General features: G+C 63.5%; 9 protein-coding genes and 2 pseudogenes. 2 read left to right on the plus strand and 9 right to left on the minus strand.

Annotation, left to right across the window (positions count from 1 at the left end; translation table 11 throughout):
• Window positions 1-84 precede the first annotated feature (84 nt).
• Together ACYVHT_RS22775 and ACYVHT_RS22780 are read left to right on the plus strand one after the other, a co-directional pair.
• Window positions 85-213, plus strand: a pseudogene (locus ACYVHT_RS22775) (IS5/IS1182 family transposase); the annotation flags it as partial.
• 163 nt (window positions 214-376) lie between these two features.
• Window positions 377-598: pseudogene (locus ACYVHT_RS22780) on the plus strand (hypothetical protein); the annotation flags it as partial.
• 125 nt (window positions 599-723) lie between these two features.
• Here the strand turns inward: ACYVHT_RS22780 and ACYVHT_RS22785 are convergent.
• The 9 genes from ACYVHT_RS22785 to ACYVHT_RS22825 form a co-directional block, all read right to left on the minus strand.
• Window positions 724-2,022 carry a hypothetical protein gene (locus ACYVHT_RS22785; protein ID WP_460557618.1) on the minus strand — a complete coding sequence of 433 codons (1,299 nt, stop codon included), beginning with the start codon at window positions 2,020-2,022 and terminating at the stop codon, window positions 724-726.
• A 46-nt stretch (window positions 2,023-2,068) separates the two neighbouring features.
• Window positions 2,069-4,933 (minus strand): glycoside hydrolase family 2 protein, encoded by a 2,865-nt coding sequence (locus tag ACYVHT_RS22790; protein WP_460557621.1) that lies wholly within the window; start codon window positions 4,931-4,933, stop codon window positions 2,069-2,071.
• Window positions 4,934-5,153: 220 nt separating this feature from the next.
• Window positions 5,154-6,905, minus strand: coding sequence for an FG-GAP repeat domain-containing protein (locus ACYVHT_RS22795; RefSeq protein ID WP_460557623.1), 1,752 nt, complete (start codon window positions 6,903-6,905; stop codon window positions 5,154-5,156).
• Between the two features lie 151 nt (window positions 6,906-7,056).
• Window positions 7,057-7,872 (minus strand): rhamnogalacturonan acetylesterase, encoded by an 816-nt coding sequence (locus ACYVHT_RS22800; protein ID WP_460557625.1) that lies wholly within the window; start codon window positions 7,870-7,872, stop codon window positions 7,057-7,059.
• Window positions 7,873-8,030: 158 nt separating this feature from the next.
• A complete protein-coding gene (locus ACYVHT_RS22805) occupies window positions 8,031-8,813 on the minus strand; it encodes a rhamnogalacturonan acetylesterase (protein ID WP_460557627.1) in 783 nt (260 codons plus the stop codon).
• A gap of 304 nt (window positions 8,814-9,117) precedes the next feature.
• Window positions 9,118-11,046: a rhamnogalacturonan lyase gene (locus ACYVHT_RS22810; protein WP_460557629.1), complete on the minus strand. Its 1,929-nt coding sequence runs from the start codon at window positions 11,044-11,046 to the stop codon at window positions 9,118-9,120.
• A gap of 32 nt (window positions 11,047-11,078) precedes the next feature.
• A complete protein-coding gene (locus ACYVHT_RS22815; RefSeq protein WP_460557630.1) occupies window positions 11,079-13,922 on the minus strand; it encodes a glycosyl hydrolase in 2,844 nt (947 codons plus the stop codon).
• Window positions 13,923-14,087: 165 nt separating this feature from the next.
• Window positions 14,088-15,221: a glycoside hydrolase family 88/105 protein gene (locus ACYVHT_RS22820; protein ID WP_460557632.1), complete on the minus strand. Its 1,134-nt coding sequence runs from the start codon at window positions 15,219-15,221 to the stop codon at window positions 14,088-14,090.
• An 83-nt stretch (window positions 15,222-15,304) separates the two neighbouring features.
• Window positions 15,305-16,844, minus strand: a 1,540-nt coding sequence (locus tag ACYVHT_RS22825) for an oligogalacturonate lyase family protein (RefSeq protein WP_460557634.1), incomplete at its 5' end; no start/stop codon positions are given.

The raw sequence follows: 16,844 nt of genomic DNA on the forward strand, positions 1-16,844 counted from the left end.
CCCCCGCGCCAGCCCCGCGCCAGCCCCGCGCCAGCCCCGCGCCAGCCCCGCGCTTGCGCGGGGCCCCGCTACGCCCAGCGCCACCCCGCCGAGCGGCTTTTTAGCCGCCTTAAACAATTTCGACGCGTAGCCACCCGCTACGACAAGCTGGACCGGCCTTTTCTGGCGTTTATGCACTTAGCCGCAACCCTGCTTTGGTGGCGCCATTGTTAAAACTCCCTAGCAAACTGGTAATTGCCCTAGCCGCCCGACTACGCCCGGATTGTTCAGTCAATCCGGGCGTTTTGCCGTTTAGGATGGCGAACACTGCATTTATTTCCAGAACCACCGCATGCCCAACCGCTAAACCCTCACCGGCTGCCGCGCCCTCGTCACAGGCGGCACCAACGGCGTCGGCTTGGCCATCGCCGAAGAGCTGCTTACCCTCGGCGCCGAAGTCCTGATTGTGGCCCGCCACGAAGCCGATGTAATTGCCGCCTGGCCCGCCCGCTCTTGGGCCGCGTGGGCGGGCCCGCCGAAATCGCCGCTGTGGCCTTCCTGTGCCTGTCCGGCGCGGCTTGCATCACCGGCCAGTGCCTGCTGGTGGACGGCGGCATGAGTGCCAAGGGCACGAGGTCGCGGACTTTTAGTCCGCGCCCCCGTGCCGATTCAACGGTTGCGGCATGCGCGGGGACGCGGACTACAAAGTCCGCGCTGCTGCTCACCTGCTTAATCATCTGCCACTTAACGGCCCGGCTGGCTTCTGACATCCGAGTCGCCATTCAGCCGGTAGCTCAGGGCCAGGCTCAGGCTCCAGGGCTGGTAGGTGTAATACACCTGGTCGGGTACGTCGAGGAAATGGATGACGTAGTCGGAATCGTAGGCGCGGCCGTTGAGCGTGAGGGCCAGCCGGTTGTATCGGAGTCCGGCTTCCAGGTAGGGCAGGTACCCGCCAACGAAATCGTAAATAAACACGCCTTCCTTGCTGCCGTACCGAAATACGGAAACGTCGGTCCAGAACCCGTTAAGCTCGTAGCCGGCACCCAGCAGCACGTCTGCGGAAGTGCTGATTGGCACGAAGCCGCGTACCCCAAACTGCAGCCCGGCCTGCGTGCCGCGCCATTCGAAGTTGCCGGGCAGCGTGCCCGGCGCAAGCGCAAACGCCACCGGGTCCGGATTGCCGAACCGCGACACCAACAGGGTGGTGTGCACCGCCAGGCGTCGGCCGGGGCTCATCAGGTCGAAGTAGCCGCCGGCCTGCGCGTGCAGGCGGCCATCGATGTTGAGGCCGTTGAGCACGGCCGTAGCCTGCGCCGGTCCCTGCAGCCGCAGCGAATTGTAGCGCACGCCCAGCACCGCGCCCATCCGGAACGCCACCCGCGGCCGGCTGGCCGCATCTGCTACCACTATTTCCGGAACGGCCGGGGCCTCGCCGGCGCACTTGCGGTTGAAGGCCAACACCACGCGGCGGAGGCCGTCGGCCGTGAAATCGGTGGTTGGCAGCAAGGCCGTGGCGGCCTCGCAGTCACCAAAATAGCGCAGCAGCAGGCTCTTGTAGTCGTTGGCATCGGCAATGCGGTCGAGCAGCAGGTAGTTGTTGGCGGCCAGCTCCAGCCAGGGCTGGCCGGGGCGCTGCACGAAAAAATGCTTCGTGGAGTGCAGCGTAATTCCCAGCAGCGAGGCTGGCCCGCGCAGTAGCACGTCGGCCAGCACCCGCTCGGGCTGCTGCTTGCGCACCACTTTCACGGGCAGGAAATCGACCCGCGTTTCAGCATTCCGGTCGATGGGCAGCGTCTCATTTTGCAGCATCCGGCCCGACCTGAGCACCACGTTCCGCAGCTGCCCATCGGCATATACCTCGCCCTGCCCGGCCGCCGTGGTCCGAAAGCGGACCTCCGTGGGCGGCTCTTCCCAAAAGCGGTTCTCGACCTCGCCGCGCAGCGTGTCGCCGTTTTGCAGCACCAGATAGCCGGGCTCAAATACCTGACAATTGCCCAATTGGCAGCTGCAGACAAGCAGCAGCATGAAAAGAACCCGCGACATAGTGGAGAAGTGAAGGACGGGCACAAGATAAGAGTAGCGCGGACGTTTAAAACAAATCGTCCTTCACCGGGGCGATGTAGGGCTGGGGCTTGCTGTCCGTCGGCGGCAGGCCGAAGTAGAAGTAGAGCGTGCGCTTGATGGGCGCGCCGCTGAGGTGGTTGGGCTCGGAGTTGGGGCCGAGGCGCTCGGGGTGCTGGTCGATGTTGAGGCCGAGCTTAGTGGCGATGGGCGGGATGCCGTCGAGGAAGGAGATGTCGCCCGTGGGCAGGCCGGGCTGGGGCTTGATGCCGCTGAGGCCGTAGAAATTGAAGCGGCGCACGAACAGGCCGGGGTCGGGGCTGGCCACGAGGAAGGCGCCTTCCACGGTGTTGAACTCCATCCAGGCGATGTCGGCAAAGTAGCCCTTGAACTCGGGGTAAATCCAGGGCGCGGCGGCGGTTTGGGTGTTGTTGTTGGCGTTGCTCCACACGTTGAGCGTGGTGCCGGCGAGGCGGTTTTTCCAGACGCGGTAGGGGCCCTGGCCCAGCCACTTGGCCCCAATCACGAAGTTTTCGGGGTAGCTGAAGCTGAGGCCGGTGAAGGGGTAGTCGCCGGTGAGGGCGTATTCGTACTGCATTTCGAGCCAGCCGGTGGGGTGCATTTTCCAGCGCACGGCTTTGAGGTCGCCGGTGTAGCGGGCTTCGATGACTTCGCCATCGGCCTCGGTGCGGCGGGTGAGGCCGGCGAACGTGGCGCTGCCGGCCACCAGCACCGGGCCGTTGGTGAAGGTGAGCTTGTCGCCGTTGTTGCCCTTCACGCCGCTGAGGTGGCCGTTGGTTTTGTTGAAGGTGACCGAAATGTTGCTGGCCGTGAGGCTGATGGTGGAGTCGGTTTCGGCTACCTGCACGGCGGGCTGGTTCTTGGCTTGTAGCGCCAGCACGCCTTCCAGCAGGTGGGCGTTGCCCCCGGTTTTCCAGGTCCACTTATACACCAGGTTTTTGGCGGGGTCGAAGGCGGAGAGGACGAGGACGTCATAATTTTTCCAGTCCTTCGGCAGGTCCAGTTTCAACTTGCCACTGGCCAGCGGGGCCACGTTGGGGCTTTTGAAGCGGCTTTTCTTGCCAGGAATGCTGCCCGCGAACGGGTCGCTGGGCTTGCGGAAATTCACCAGCTCCCACTGGAAAAAGCACTGGCTGAGGTTGGTAAAATGGTAGCGGTTTTCGACCGGAATGCTGCCGTCGAATCTAACCGGCAGCTCTTTCTGGGTGATGTGCACGGGCGAAAAAATCTCGCGGATGGCAAAGAAGCTGCCCTCCTTTTCGCGGTGCGGGCCCAGCAGGCCGTCGGGCGCGTTCACGCCGTTCACGTCGATGATGTTGTTCTCGTCGGTGCGGACGATGCCCTCGTCCACCAGCGCCCACAGGAAGCCGCCGCCCGAGCGTTGGGCTTTCCAGTGCAGCTCCCACATATCGGCCAGGCCGGCCCCGCCGCCGCCGTCGTCCTGGCTGTGCAGGAATTCGGTGGGCATGTAAATGAGCGAGTCGGCCAGGATTTTCTGGGTGCTGTAGTAGTCCTCGTAGTGGTTGCAGTCGATGCCGCTGGCCGCGTTGCCGGGGCGGTGGTGCGGGTGAATGACGGGCCGCCGGGTGAGGTCGTATTGGTAGAAAATGGCGTCCAGCTCTTTGTTGGTGCCGCCCTCGTTGCCGTTGTCCCAGAAAATGATGCTGGGGTGGTTCTGGTCCTTCTCCACCATCGAGCGCACCAGGGGAGTGCCGGCTTTGGTGCTGTAGAATTTCTGCCAGCCGGCCAGCTCGTCGAGCACGTAGAGGCCCAGCGAGTCGCAGAGGTGCAGGAACTCGGCATCGGGCGGGTAGTGCGACATGCGCACGGCGTTCATGTTCATCTCCTTCAGCAGCTTCACGTCCTGCAGCTGAATGCTGTCGTTGAGCGTGCGGCCGGTTTCGGGCCACCAGCTGTGGCGGTTGGTGCCCTTCATTTTCACCTGCGTGCCGTTCACGAAAATGCCCTGGCCGCGCCGTACCTCAATGGTGCGGAAGCCGAAGGTTTCGGTAGCTTGGAACCGCGTTTCGGGGCCGGTGCGCAGCGTGAGGCGGGCGCGGTAGAGGCTGGGCGTTTCGCTGGTCCACTGGCGCGGGTTTTTGATGGTGGTGGTGAGGCGGGCCACTGTATCATTAGCGGCTACAGTGGCAGTAGCGGTGCCCACGGTCTGGCCGGTTTGGTCGATGATTTCGGCTTGCAGCTGGGTGGGCTGGGTGAGGCCGTGCAGCCGGGCGCGCAGCGTGAAGCTGCCGTTGGCGCGGGCGTCGATGGCCACGTTGTCGGCGTATTGCGGCGGGTAGGACTGCAAATACACCGGCCGGAAAATTCCGCCGAACACCCAGTAGTCGGCCAGCCGCTCGGCGTTGTTCACGCTGGGCTCGGCCGACATCTTGCTCACCTTCACTTCCAGCAGGTTGGCCTCGCCGTATTTGAGCTTGTCGGTCAGGTCGTACTTAAACCGGTAGAACGCGCCCTGGTGCGTGGGGCCGGCCACCTGCCCGTTCACCTTCACCTCGGTGTCCGTCATCGAGCCCTCAAACACGATTTCGACGCGCCGCCCGCGCCAGCTGGCCGGCACGTTGAACGAGTGCTTATACAGCCCCTGCTCATCGGCGAAGCGGAAGTTTTTGCCGTAGGTTTTGTAGTCACGGCCGTAGTTGTAGAGGCCGAAGCCCTGCTGCTCCCAGCACGAGGGCACGGCGATGGTGGTCCAGTAGCCGCTTTTGCGCCCGCCGGTGCAGTAGAAGTCCCACTTCACGGTGGGGTGGTTGTCGCGGCCGGAGAGGTACTGGATTTGGCGCTGCGCCGGGCTTTGGGCGCGGGTGGTTTGGGCCAGCAGCAGGGCGAGGAGCAGAAGGAAAAGGTGTCTCATGGATGGTTTTGAAGTCATATAGAATGCCAGGCGCTCGGCCTGACGGGGGCACCTCACCCCCGGCCCCTCTCCCGCGGAGAGGGGAGCCACGGCGGCGCGGACGTAGCGCGGACTTTTAGTCCGCGAGTGGTCTGGTCGATGGATTCGCGGACTAAAAGTCCGCGCTACAATCGTCGGGCTCCCCTCTCTGCAGGAGAGGGGCCGGGGGTGAGGTGATGCGTTAATAATGCGTGTGGTTGACCACCGTGTTTCGCAGATACTCCACGTCCTTTTTCGAGTCTTTGCCGCTGTGGGCGGCGCGGCGGCTGCCGAAGATGCTCAGGCGGCCGTTGCTCAGGGTGATGACTTCCTCGGCGCCCTGGCCGGTGAAATCGAAGAGGTGGAAGACGGTGTCGGGGAAGTACAGCTCGCCGGTGCCAGCGTCGGTGAGGTGGAATTTGTGCCAGAACAGCCAGGTGGTGCCGTCGCCGCGCCAGTTGCCGCGCACGAAATCGGGGTTGCCGTTGAGGGGGTTGCCGGGCCATTTCTTCACCAGGTTGCCGGCGTTGTCGAACCAGTAGAGCTGGCTGGAGAGGCCGGGCTCGTCGGTGCCCTTGGTGCCGTAGGTGCGGCCGCCGATGACGACCTGCGGGCCGGGCACACCCTTCAGGAAATTGCCCACGGCCAGCTGCTGGCTGTGCTCGGCGGTGTTCTGCCAGATGGTTTTGCCTGTAGCCGCATCCACCACGAACACGCCGGTTTCGCTGTTGGCGGTGGCGATGTCGAGCTTGCCGTCGCCGTTGATGTCAATGAATTTGTAGCTGTCGGCGTGGTCGTGGTTGTCGGGCAGCAGGTCGAAGCGGTTCCAGATTTCCTTCCCGTTCGTATCGAGCAGCAGCGAGCCGACGAGCACCTCGTCGAGGCCGTCGCCGTTGAGGTCGATGGGGTAGATGTAGTGGCCGAGGTTGTCCTTTTTGCGGTGCTCGGTGTGCTGCCAGAGCTGCTTGAGGTCGGCGGAGTAGGCGGTTACGTTTTCGGTGCCGCCCATGTCGGTGTAGGCCACGAGGTCGTTGGCCGGGCCGGCGTGCAGGTGCGCGATGGCCAGCCGGAAGTTGTTGTAGACGTGCGGCAGCGGCTGGGTGGGCCACGGCGTTTTGCGCAGGATGCGGCCGGTGCGGCCGTCGGCCACCACCAGCCACTCCTTGTTCTCCATAAAGCGCCAGTGCACCACTTCGGCCCGGCCGTCGTGGTTGAAATCCCAGAGCACGCCGGGCGCTTCGAATTCCGACCGTTCCTTCACGTACTCGGTGGGTGCCTGGTAGGCCCACAGCTCCTTGCCGGCGTTGTTGAAAACGTGGGCCGAGAAGTTGGGCTCCAGCACCATAAAATCGGTCTGACCGTCGCCGTCCACGTCGCCAAATTTCACGGCGTTCGAGCGCGGAATCTGGTATTGCCGCAGCAGCTGCACGTCCTCGGGCAGCTGGTAAGGGCGTACGTCTTCCTCTTTCAAATTGGCGTTTTTGCTCAGCACCAGCACGTCCACGGCCGCGCCCATTTCGATACGGGTGAGCTTGATGTAGGCCGGGCCGGCGGGCAGCTCGAACGTGCCGCCGGCCTGCCAGCTCAGCGGGCCGCGCCCAAACGTGGCGGCCGTCACCCGGTCATTCACCGCCACTTTGAAGCCGGTGTTTTTCTCGCCCTGGCTGCGCACGTACAGCGTGTAGGTGCCCGCTTCCGGTACCGGCACGCGCACCTGCATATTGGTTTTCGACTTGAGCACCAGGGCGGTGTTGTTGAAAATCCAGGGCGCGTGCAGGGCGTCGGCATCGGCCATAATGACGCCCTTCGGGATTTCCTGAATGAAGTCCGACGCCGGGATGATGACCGTGGCCAGCAGCGGCGCGGGCCGGGCGGCGGGCAACGTTTGGGCGCGGCTGCTTAGGTAGCTGACGCTGCTCAGCAGCAACAGGCCTAGCACAGCGGGAATTTTCATAAGCGGGCGCGACGGGTGGGAAATGCCCCGAAGGAACGGCCGTGAAGGCGGGGAAGCCTCCTGTACCGTCATGTTGTAGCGCGGACGCTGCGAGTCCGCGCATGGTCCGGCACATCCATTCGTTCAACCGCGCGGACTCGCAGCGTCCACGCTACGGCTGCTTCAGGTACTTGCGCAGCGCCAGTCCCTTCGTGGCTCTGATGCCCTCGGCCACGGTGGCTGCGTTCAGGATGGCGCCGGCTTCGATGGTGTGGGTATGGTCTTTCGAGGTGAAGTAGACGGTGCCCACTTTGGCCTCGCCTTCGCGGTCGTATTTATCGGCCACCAGTTTATTCAAGTCAATGAAATAGGCGCCGCCCTGTTTGGCGGCTTCGGCAGCCCACTTGGTGTAGCTTTCGGTGGCGCGGTTCACCTTGCCGGCTTTCCAGCCGTTGCGCGGCACCAGCGAGCACACCACCGGCGTAGCGCCTTTGGCTTTGGTTTCCGAGATGACTTTGCGCAGGTACCAGCCGTAGCTGTGCACCGTTTCCTGCTGTTTGGTGAGGGGGTTGTAGAGGTCCTGGCTTTCGTCACCGTTGCTCTTGATGGTGCCGCGGGAGCGGGCGGTGTCGGCCAGCGGGCCGTCGTCGTTGTGGCCAAACTGCATGAGGACGAAGTCGCCGGGCTGGAGCTTGGCGCGCACGGCTTCCCACAGGCCCTTGGTTTGGAAGGTGCGGCTGCTGGTGCCGCCCAGCGCGTCGTTCTCGATGCGGATGCGGGTGGTGTCGAAGTGCGCGGGCAGGTAGCTGCCCCAGCCCCAGAGGCCGCCGTCGCCCTTGCCCTTGCCGTTCTTCACGGTGGAATCGCCGATGAGGAAGAGCGTGGGTTTCCGGGGGAGGCGACTGGTGAAGGCAGTCAGCAGGGCCACCAGCAGCAGGCCGTAGACGAGGCTGGCGCGGACAGGCAGGGCAAGTTTGGTGGGTTTCATAGAAGTTATTTGGGACTTAGAACGTCATGCCGAGCGCAGCCGAGGCATCTCGCGTGCAGCAGTAATCCAATCGTTCAACGATGCGAGCGAGATGCCTCGGCTACGCTCGGCATGACGTGCTGATTGGTCGTGCATTCGGGAGCCGCGAATACGCGTCTCTACTGCTTCTTCAGATACTTATTCAGCGCCAGCTTCCGGTTGGCTTTGATGCCTTCCACCACCGACTCGGCGTTGATGATGGCGCCGGCCTCGTTGGTGTGGGTGTGGTCGCCGGGGAAGAATTTCTTCACCTCGTCCGGCCCCAGCTTGTCGTATTTCAGGGCGGTGATTTCGTTCAGATTGATGAAGGGCACGTTTTCCTGCTGGGCCACTTCCTGGGCCCATTTGCCGAAGTCACTGCTGGCCCGAATGACTTTGCCGTCCTTCCACTCGTTGCGCGGAATCATGGAGCACACCACCAGCGTGGCGCCTTTGGCCCTGGCTTCGCCGATGATTTTGCGCAGGTACCAGCCGTAGGTGTTTACAGTTTCGGGGTGGCCGTCGGGCCAGACCAGCGACTTGGTTTCCTCGCCGGTGCCGCGCAGTACGCCGCGCCGGCCGGCCTTGGTGGTGTCGGGCGGGCTGCCCTCGTTGTGGCCGAACTGCATCAGCAGAAAGTCGCCGGGCCGAATGGCGGCCAGGGTTTTATCCCAGCGCCCTTCCGAAATAAAAGTGCGGGTGCTGCGGCCGGCCTTGGCATTGTTGCGCACCCTGATGCGGGTGGTATCGAAGTACGTCGCTATGACGTTGCCCCAGCCCGCCTGGGGCGGGTTCGGGTTGTTCACCGTCGAGTCGCCGATGAGGAAGAGCGTGGGCGGCGGCGTGGGCTTGGTGAAGCTGGCCAGCCCCAGCAGCAGGGCCACGGCGGCAAGGAAATAGCGCGGAAGGTGTCGGTTGTGCATCGGGTGGGATTTGGGCAGGGGAGGGGAGGGCGCTCAGGCAGCGCCGGCCAGCCAAATGTTGCGGATAATGCCCGGCGTGGTATCCTGCACCTACCTGCGAGGCCACCGCTAGAAACTCCAGCCGCCCGCGTCCGGCCATACTCAGGGGCCTGAGAAGTGCCGGACGCACGCGTCCGGCCATACTCAGGAGCCAAAGAAGTACCGGACGCACGCGTCCGGCCATACTTAGGGGCCTAAGAAGTGCCGGACGCGTGCGTCCGGCCGTGCTCAGGGGCCTGAGAAGCGCCGGACGCGTGCGTCCGGCCTATTTCATGCCCTCGCCCAGGAAGAAGCCGGGATGCGGGGGCTGGTTGTAGCCCACGTTTTCGCGGGCCACGCCGAGGCGGTAGGCGCGGTCCTGCATCAGCGTGACGAGGCGGTGCCGGGTGGGAATGGGGGTGCTGAAGATGAGCAGCGCCGAGTTGTCGGCCGTGCGCCACACCACCTCCTCACGCCAGTCGCCCAGCAGGTCGGCCGAGAGGCAGGGCGTGACTTTGGAGCCGTTGCAGGAGGCCGCACCAAAGGCTTTGCCCTCCAGCAAGCCCGCGAGCCGGCCGGCCTGGTAGTCCCATTTTTCCACGCGGGTGTCGTTCAGCAGCTCGCGCAGCAGGTCGCCGTCCCACCACAAACCGAAATTGACGGAGCGCGGCGCGGGGCCGATGGGCTCGCCCTGGCAGCTCAGCAGGCCCAGCTCGGGCACGTTGGTCCACACTTCGGCACCGGGGTGGCGCGGGTCGATGTCGGCGGCCAGGCCCCGGCCCACATCCTGGCCGGGCAGCTTGCTGATGAGGATTTTGCCCGTGCCGGCGGCATACATTGCCGCGCCGGGGCCGCTTTCGTAGCCGGGCACCTTTTCCTCGTTCTCGTGCACGCCCCAGGCTTCGAGGCCGGGCCGGCTGGGGTCGAAGTCCGAAACGTGGAGGGCGTCGCCGTGGCGCAGGTTGGTGGTGAAGAGGCCCTGGCCGTTGTCGTCCACCACCATCGAGCCGTACACGATTTCGTCCCGGCCGTCGCCGTCCACGTCGTTCACGCTTAGGCCGTGGTTGCCCATGCCCGAGAAGGGGTTTTGGTGGTCTTTCGAGTCGAATACCCAGCGCGAGCTCAGCTTGCCACCGCGCCAGTCCCAGGCGGCTAGCACGGTGCGGCCGTAGTAGCCGCGGCACATCACCACGCTGGGCCGGGCGCCGTCGAGGTAGGCCACGGCGGCCAGAAAACGGTCGGCGCGGTTGCCGTAGCGGTCGTTGCCGCCGTTGCCGCCCACGCCGCCCCAGGTGCCAATGTCGCCGCGCCCCGGCAGGTAGGGGGTCGTGGCCAGGGCCGCCCCGGTCAGGCCATCGAACACCGTGAAAAACTCCGGCCCCGCCAGAATGCGGCCAAACTTGCTGTCGTGGGCCGAGGGCACGCCAGGGCCGTCGCTGGGCACGGTGAGCGAACGGTAGTCCTTGCCGGCATCGCCGATGACGCTGCCCGCGCCGTCCACGGTGCCGTCGGCGGTTTTGCAGGCCACTTCCGCCTTGCCGTCGCCGTCGAGGTCGTACACCATAAACTGCGTGTAGTGCGCCCCGGCCCGGATGTTCCGGCCCAGATTGATGCGCCACAGCCGCGTGCCATCCAGCTTATAGGCATCGAGCATAACCGGGCCGGTGAGGCCGGCCTGGCTGTTGTCGTGGGCGTTGGTGGGCTCCCATTTCAGCACGATTTCGTACTGCCCGTCGCCATCCAGGTCGGCGGCCGAGGCATCGTTCGCCGTGTAGGTGTAGGCGCTGGTTTCGGGCCCGCCGCTCGCGGTGCCGCCGGGCGGCGGCTGCAGCGGCAGGCGCAGGTAGCCGTCGGCCCAGGCTTTGGCAGTGGCCGAAGCATCGGCGGGGGCATTGGGAGCGCCGGCCACGCGCACCGAGTAAGCGCCCGGCCGGGCCGCTTCGTCGAGAAAATTGGTGCCGGCCGTGAGGGGCTGGCCATTCAGCTTAACGGGCGCGGCGGTGCCGGCCTGGCGGTACACGTCAAACCCAACGCCCGCCGCGTCGGCCGCCAGCAGCCGCCAGCTCACCAATACCTTGCCATCGGGCCGGGCCACGGCCACCACGCCGCGCCCCAGCCGTTCGGGCTGCGCCTGCGGGGCGGCCGGGGGCACGAGCTGAAAAGCCGCACTAAACAGGCCGGCAGCGGAAATCAAGCAGAGCAGTCGGCGATTCATGGCCAGCTAATAAGTGTGAGCGAAGCAGGAGCCTATTGCACCGGCGCGCCCACCGAAGCCGGCGTGAGCGTCACCGGCCCCAGCAGGCCGGACTCCAGCGGCTTCCAGCCCTCGGTGGTGAAGAGGCCGTCGGCGCCCCGGTTTTCCTTCAGCTTGGCGGGCATGTTGGTGTTGTAGAAAATCTTCCAGTCCTCGTGGTTGCGGTCCATGTCCTCGATGCGGTTGGCCATCAGATTGCTCACCGTCACGGTGAGGGTATTGCTGGCCTTGAGCTGGCTTTTGGGGATGAAAACCTGGTACACCGGGCCCAGCAGCGTGGTGGCGGGCTGGCCGTTCACCTGCACGCGGGCGCTCTGGGCCACCCGGCCCAGGTCGAGCAGAAAGCCGTCGCCGCCGCCCTGCGGCATCGCGAAAGTAGTGGTATAGGCCGCCGTGCCGGAAAACTTACGGCCCGCCTCGCCGGCCAGCGTGGTCCACGAGGCCAGCTCCTTCACCTGCTGCCTGGCCGGCAAGGTGGGACCGCCGGACAGAAAGCTCAACTCCCAGGCACTCGTGAGCGGCTGGGCGGCGGCCACGGTGTTGAGGTAAGGGTAGGAGGGACCCGTAATCACGCCTTCGTTGGTGTCGAGGATGCAGGTTTCGCCCGGGGCCAGCTGCACATACACTTCGGGCAGGCCATTGGCCGCCGCCCGGATTTTGGCCATGCCGGTTTGCTCGGTCATGGGGTTGTAGAGGGCCGAGGATTTGGCGGGCGTCTGCAGGGTTATCCAGCCGGCGTAGGGCTTTTCGCCCCAGTTGGCCAGAAAGTAGTAATGCCCCTTGGCGTGGCGGCGGCGCGTGAACTGCAGGCCCTGGTCGGCCAGGGTTTCGCGGCGCACGCTGGCCTGCGCCAGCAGTGCGGGCACGTCGTCGCCCAGCAGCACCCGGCCTTTGCCCAGCGTGGCCTGCTGCACGCCGGCCGTTTTGGTGGCCGAGAATTTCAGCTGGGCCAGCAGCTTCTTGAGCGTTGCGCGGCGGGCATCCAGCGTGCCCAGGCCGGGCACATCGGCCGGCGCAGCGTGCTGCAGGGCGATGGTGGCGCCGTTCTGGGCCAGCGTCAGCAGGCTTTGCAGCGTGGGCAGCGGCATGAGGTGGGCATCGGGCACGAGCAAGGTCTGGTAAGCAGCGCCGCCGCTGGTGGTGAGGGTGCTGCCGGAGTTTTTCACCTGCTGCACCTGGGTGTCGGAGATGAAGTCGTAGCCGTAGCCTTTTTCCAGCAGCAGCTCGCTGGTGGCCTCAATGGGCAGCCCCTTGAAGCCGTGCTCGATGCCGTCGAAATGCTGGAGCAGTACCTTGCCGGGGCGGGTGTAGGCGTCGGAGATGGGCAGGTAGAGCAGCACGTCGTTGCTGGGCTGGCCGGCCTGCATAAACGACTGGGCACGGGCCGTGTACTGGTTCAGCTTGCCGAAATCGGTCCAGAACGGGTTCTGCGGATTAAACTCCACCGCCGCGTAAAACAGCCAGCCGGGCCACTTGGCCGCGGGCGGCGAATAGGCCGTGCCGTGGTAGAACACGTGGTTCACGCCCCCCAGCAGCATCCGGTCGATGGCCTTCTTCACGTCGCTCAGCTTGCTCAGAAAGTGGTCATTCTCCCAGGTGGCGGTTTCGGCCGAGGTCAGCGGCTTGCCCGTGACGTGCGCGGCCGACGACGCGAATTTGATGCGCGTAAGGTTTTCGCCTTCCGTCTCGGGAATGTCGGTGGCGGCGTACAAGTCCAAGATATTGGCCGGCGAGCCGTGGGCCTGGTTCCGAATCAGGGCATCGTGCCCGTGGGCCCAGGTGGCCCAGGTCTTGGTATAGTTCTCAAGCAGCAGCTCCGAAATCGTCTGGCGGTAGTCGGTGAGCACGCGCTGGTTTTCGTCCTCGCTGGCCTTGTTGAACAGCGCCGGCAGGTGCTGGCGCAGGTCGTAGCCGCGCCGCTTCTGGAACTCGGCAAACATCCCGGGCGTCCAGTTGGCCTCGCCCTGGGCGTCGTCCACCTCGTACGAATCGTTGAAAAACGCCCGGATGGGCTTCACGTCGTGCCCCTTGAAGGCCTTGTCGAAATAGGCCAGGTAATGCTCCGTGGCCGTTTTCGAGAAGTGGTCAATCACGTCGCCCTCCCCACCGGGGCCGGCGCGCTCCACCTGCTTGCCGTGCCCGCCCTGGAACAATGCATACAGCGTCCAGGAGCCGGCCGGGGCCGTCCAGGCCAGCTTGCCATCGGCGCCCACTTTGCTGGTCAAGTCCAGCGTCTGGCCCTTGTCGGAGTACGCCATCAGCGTCTGCAGCGGCAGCGGCTTCTCGTAGCGCACCTGCTCCAGGGCCAGCGTCTGCATGTTTTTGTTGGTGGCCACCGGGTCGCTCAGCTCCTTAATGTCCACCTTGTGCCCAATGGCCGTGGAAATCGGCTTCTGCATGAAGCTCACCGGCTCGCTCAGGCTCGCGCCGCCCTTCACCTCGTAGGTTTTATAAGCCACGTACTTCGACGCATCGGCCGGGGCCACCCACGGCCCGCCAAACGGCCAGCCCGAGGCCTGCGCCACATCAATGCCCAGCCCCAGCCGCTGCCCTTCCGCCAGGGTATGCCCCAGCATGTCCATCCATTTCGGCGAAAGAAAGTCGATAAACTGGCTTTCGGCGCCCTTCACGCCGTAGATGGTCGTGATTTCCAGCCCTCCCAGGTTGGCCTTCTGGTACTCGGTCATCACGGTGGTAAGGTCGGCTTTGTTCACGGCGCTGCCTTCCCACCACCAGCGCGTCCACGGCTTGGTTTGCTGGGTAATGGCGGGCCACTTGGGAACTTGCGCCTGGGCCGTGAGGGAGGCAAGGAGAAGGAGAGCGAAGGGGCGTTTCATTATGTCGTTCTGGCGGTTCACCTCACCCCGGCACCTCTCCTTAGGAGAGGAAAGCCACGGCGGCGCAGGTGTGACCTGTTAAATCAATTCCAAGAAATCGTCCGGCTCTCCTCTCCTGGGGAGAGGGGCCGGGGGGGAGGTTTCGGCGGCTGGGCTTTACAATTTCTACTTCAGCTTATACACCTCGCTACCCGCCAGCAGGAAGCAGCCCAGGCCGTAATCCTCAAAGTCCGGCTTGCTGGTGAAGCTCACCGGCTGGCCATCCTTGGGCTCCTTGCCCGTGCCCTGCACGTAGCCCAGAAACCCGTCTTTGTGAATGCAGTTCGTCACCATGCCTTTCCAGGCTTTGGCAATGATGGGCGCGTACTGTTTCTTATCGAGGAGCCCGTTGTTGAGGCCCCAGGCCATGCCGTACACAAACAGCGCCGTGCCGCTCATCTCTTTCCCGCCAAAGTGCGTGGCATCGTGCAGGCTCACGTTCCAGAAGCCGTCGGGACGCTGCAAAGCGGGGAGGGCCTGCATCATGTTCAGGTACATCTGCTCGTATTCGGCGCGGTGGGGCGCATCTTTGGGCATCACGTCCAGCACGCGCACCATGGCCGCCACCACCCAGCCGTTGCCCCGGCTCCAGTAGCAGTCCTCGCCATTGGGCTCCTTGTAGGGCGGCACAAAATCCTTGTCGCGCCACCACAGCTTGTCTTCCGGGTTGTACAGCCCTTTGCCGCCGTGCTGGGTTTTCGAGTAGTTGTAGATGCGGTACATCTTCTCGTAATACGCCGTATCCTTGGTCAGCACCCCCAGCTTTGCAAACACCGGCATGGCCATTTGCAGCGCGTCAATCCAGTTCCAGTCGTCAATTTTCGGGCTGTTCACCATGTTGTCAACACTGGCCTTGATGTCGTGCAGGCGCTCCGGCTTCGGGTCAATCTGATACAGCTCCAGGTAAGTCTGGCCCGCGCACTGATTGTCGGCATTCCGGTCCGTAATGCCCCGCCGGATGCCCCACTGGTGCTTGGTGCCCCAGTCCACCGCATAGTCGTAGTAGCGCGCCTGCTTATCGGTCTGATAAAGGGCCATCAGGCCCTCGTAATACACCGCCCGCGTCCAGATATGACTGGGCCGGGCAATGTTGGTCACAATTTCCTTGCCCGTATCCGGCCACTTCTTCATAAAGTAGTCGTTGGTCAGCGTCATGCTTTTGAGCACGGCTTTCTTCTTCGGGAGTTTCTGGGCCGCCGCCGGCAACGAGAGCAGCAGCCCCGCGCAAAGCAAGGATTTCAGGGAAGTTGTTAAGTGCATTGAATGGATTTATTGTCTGATTGGGTCGTCAGGCATCGGTAGTAGCTGCCCGGCGTACTTTTTATTGCTGCCTTCTGGCTGCGCTACGAGGCCGACTTCACGATTTCCACCGCGTACACCTGCGGCGTCCCTTCAAAGTTTGCCCGGAAAATCAACCACTTGCCATCTGGCGAAAAGTGCACGTTCGGCTCCAGCGCGTAGTCGTGCATCTTCAGATTGGCCAGCTTTTCCGCTTTGAAATGGTCGCCGGCTGGCGTAAACAGATAAATCCAGTGCCCCTCTGCCGATTTTGCCACCGAAGTAGGGTAGCCCCCGTCTCCGGCAAAGGTCTTCTCATCGGCCGAGCTGGTGTAGTGCACCGACCACTCATCGCGTTTCAGCGCGTACGTCTTTTCTCCACCGGTTTGCAGGTTGGTGCCAGTCACGGCAAAGGTTTCGCCGCGCGGCTTCTGGTGGTCAAACCAAATGGTCTTGCCATCGGCCCCAAACCACTCGTGCCCCGCAATTTCCCGGTCCAGCGTGCGCTTGTGAATCAGCTTCACCGCCTTCGTTCCGGTATCGATTGTCCAGATGCGGTCCACTTTCTCCCATGGCCCCTCGTGGCAAAACATCAGGCAGCGCGGGTCGGTAGGCGAGAACTGCACATGGTTCAACCAAGCCTTGTCCGTGAACAGCTTGGTAAGCTGCCCCTTTCCATCGGTGCTCACCATAAACAGCGTGCGCGGCAGCTTCGCCTCGTATATCATGCTGAAATAGTCCTTCTTAGCCGGATACTGACGGTAAATTTCCTTCTCTGCCTCGCTTCCCCACGCCCCGCCCAGCTGCGTTTCATCAGCATTCAAAGTCGTAATATCCGCTTTGAAATCAGCTGGAAACACAAACACCCGCCGCGTCTTCTTCGAATCCACATTGGTGGCATACACCGTGTCCTGCACCTGATAAAACACCTCCCGGCGCTTACGGCCCACTATCTCTCCCTTCACCTTCGCAAAAGCCCGCGTCAGCGGCTCGCTCTTGTGTGTTTTCAGGTTGATTACGAAAAGCTGCTTGCCAGCCGGCGCAATGTGGTAGTACACCATCAGGTCGCCACTGCTGCTCTGCCCTTTCAGAAACGGATTGTTGTGGAAATAAAAGCTCTCATTGCCTCCTTCGAGCGGTGTAAGACGCACCATTTTATGGCCCGTGTCGGCATCAATCCATTCAGCCACAGGCATTGGCTTCTGGCTTCCGGTGGCCAGTGTACTCTGTGCATAGCTGCTAATGCCCAGCAACAGGCCTGCTACAGTAAGCAGGAAACGGTTATAACTCATGACCAGGCAGCGGTAAGTCCGCAGAAGTAGGGTGGGAGAGAGGAAACTTCTCGAAAGAACTAATCCCCGCAGCCCCAAACCTTCCTGTACTCTTGGGTAGCCATCTGCTACTAACCCTGGCCAATACCCATAACCAACTGAGACAACCCCACTTCCAGCAAGCCAGCTTACCTTAGAAACCAGTGTCGACAGCGAAAGAAATAGTCTTTCCTGCACACCACCTTCCAAAAAGACTTTAAACGCAAAACGCCCCCGCGGCTGGTGAAAGCGGCGGGGGCGTTGGGGTTGAAAAAGGTTGGCGGCGACCGACTCT

The sequence above is a fragment of the Hymenobacter daeguensis genome (genome assembly GCF_054780555.1).

Excerpts from the sequence above, each read along its gene's own strand:
- ACYVHT_RS22785 (WP_460557618.1), bottom strand. The coding sequence starts at position 2,022 with ATGTCGCGGGTTCTTTTCATGCTGCTGCTTGTCTGCAGCTGCCAATTG.
- ACYVHT_RS22790 (WP_460557621.1), bottom strand. The coding sequence starts at position 4,933 with ATGAGACACCTTTTCCTTCTGCTCCTCGCCCTGCTGCTGGCCCAAACC.
- ACYVHT_RS22795 (WP_460557623.1), bottom strand. The coding sequence starts at position 6,905 with ATGAAAATTCCCGCTGTGCTAGGCCTGTTGCTGCTGAGCAGCGTCAGC.
- ACYVHT_RS22800 (WP_460557625.1), bottom strand. The coding sequence starts at position 7,872 with ATGAAACCCACCAAACTTGCCCTGCCTGTCCGCGCCAGCCTCGTCTAC.
- ACYVHT_RS22805 (WP_460557627.1), bottom strand. The coding sequence starts at position 8,813 with ATGCACAACCGACACCTTCCGCGCTATTTCCTTGCCGCCGTGGCCCTG.
- ACYVHT_RS22810 (WP_460557629.1), bottom strand. The coding sequence starts at position 11,046 with ATGAATCGCCGACTGCTCTGCTTGATTTCCGCTGCCGGCCTGTTTAGT.
- ACYVHT_RS22815 (WP_460557630.1), bottom strand. The coding sequence starts at position 13,922 with ATGAAACGCCCCTTCGCTCTCCTTCTCCTTGCCTCCCTCACGGCCCAG.
- ACYVHT_RS22820 (WP_460557632.1), bottom strand. The coding sequence starts at position 15,221 with ATGCACTTAACAACTTCCCTGAAATCCTTGCTTTGCGCGGGGCTGCTG.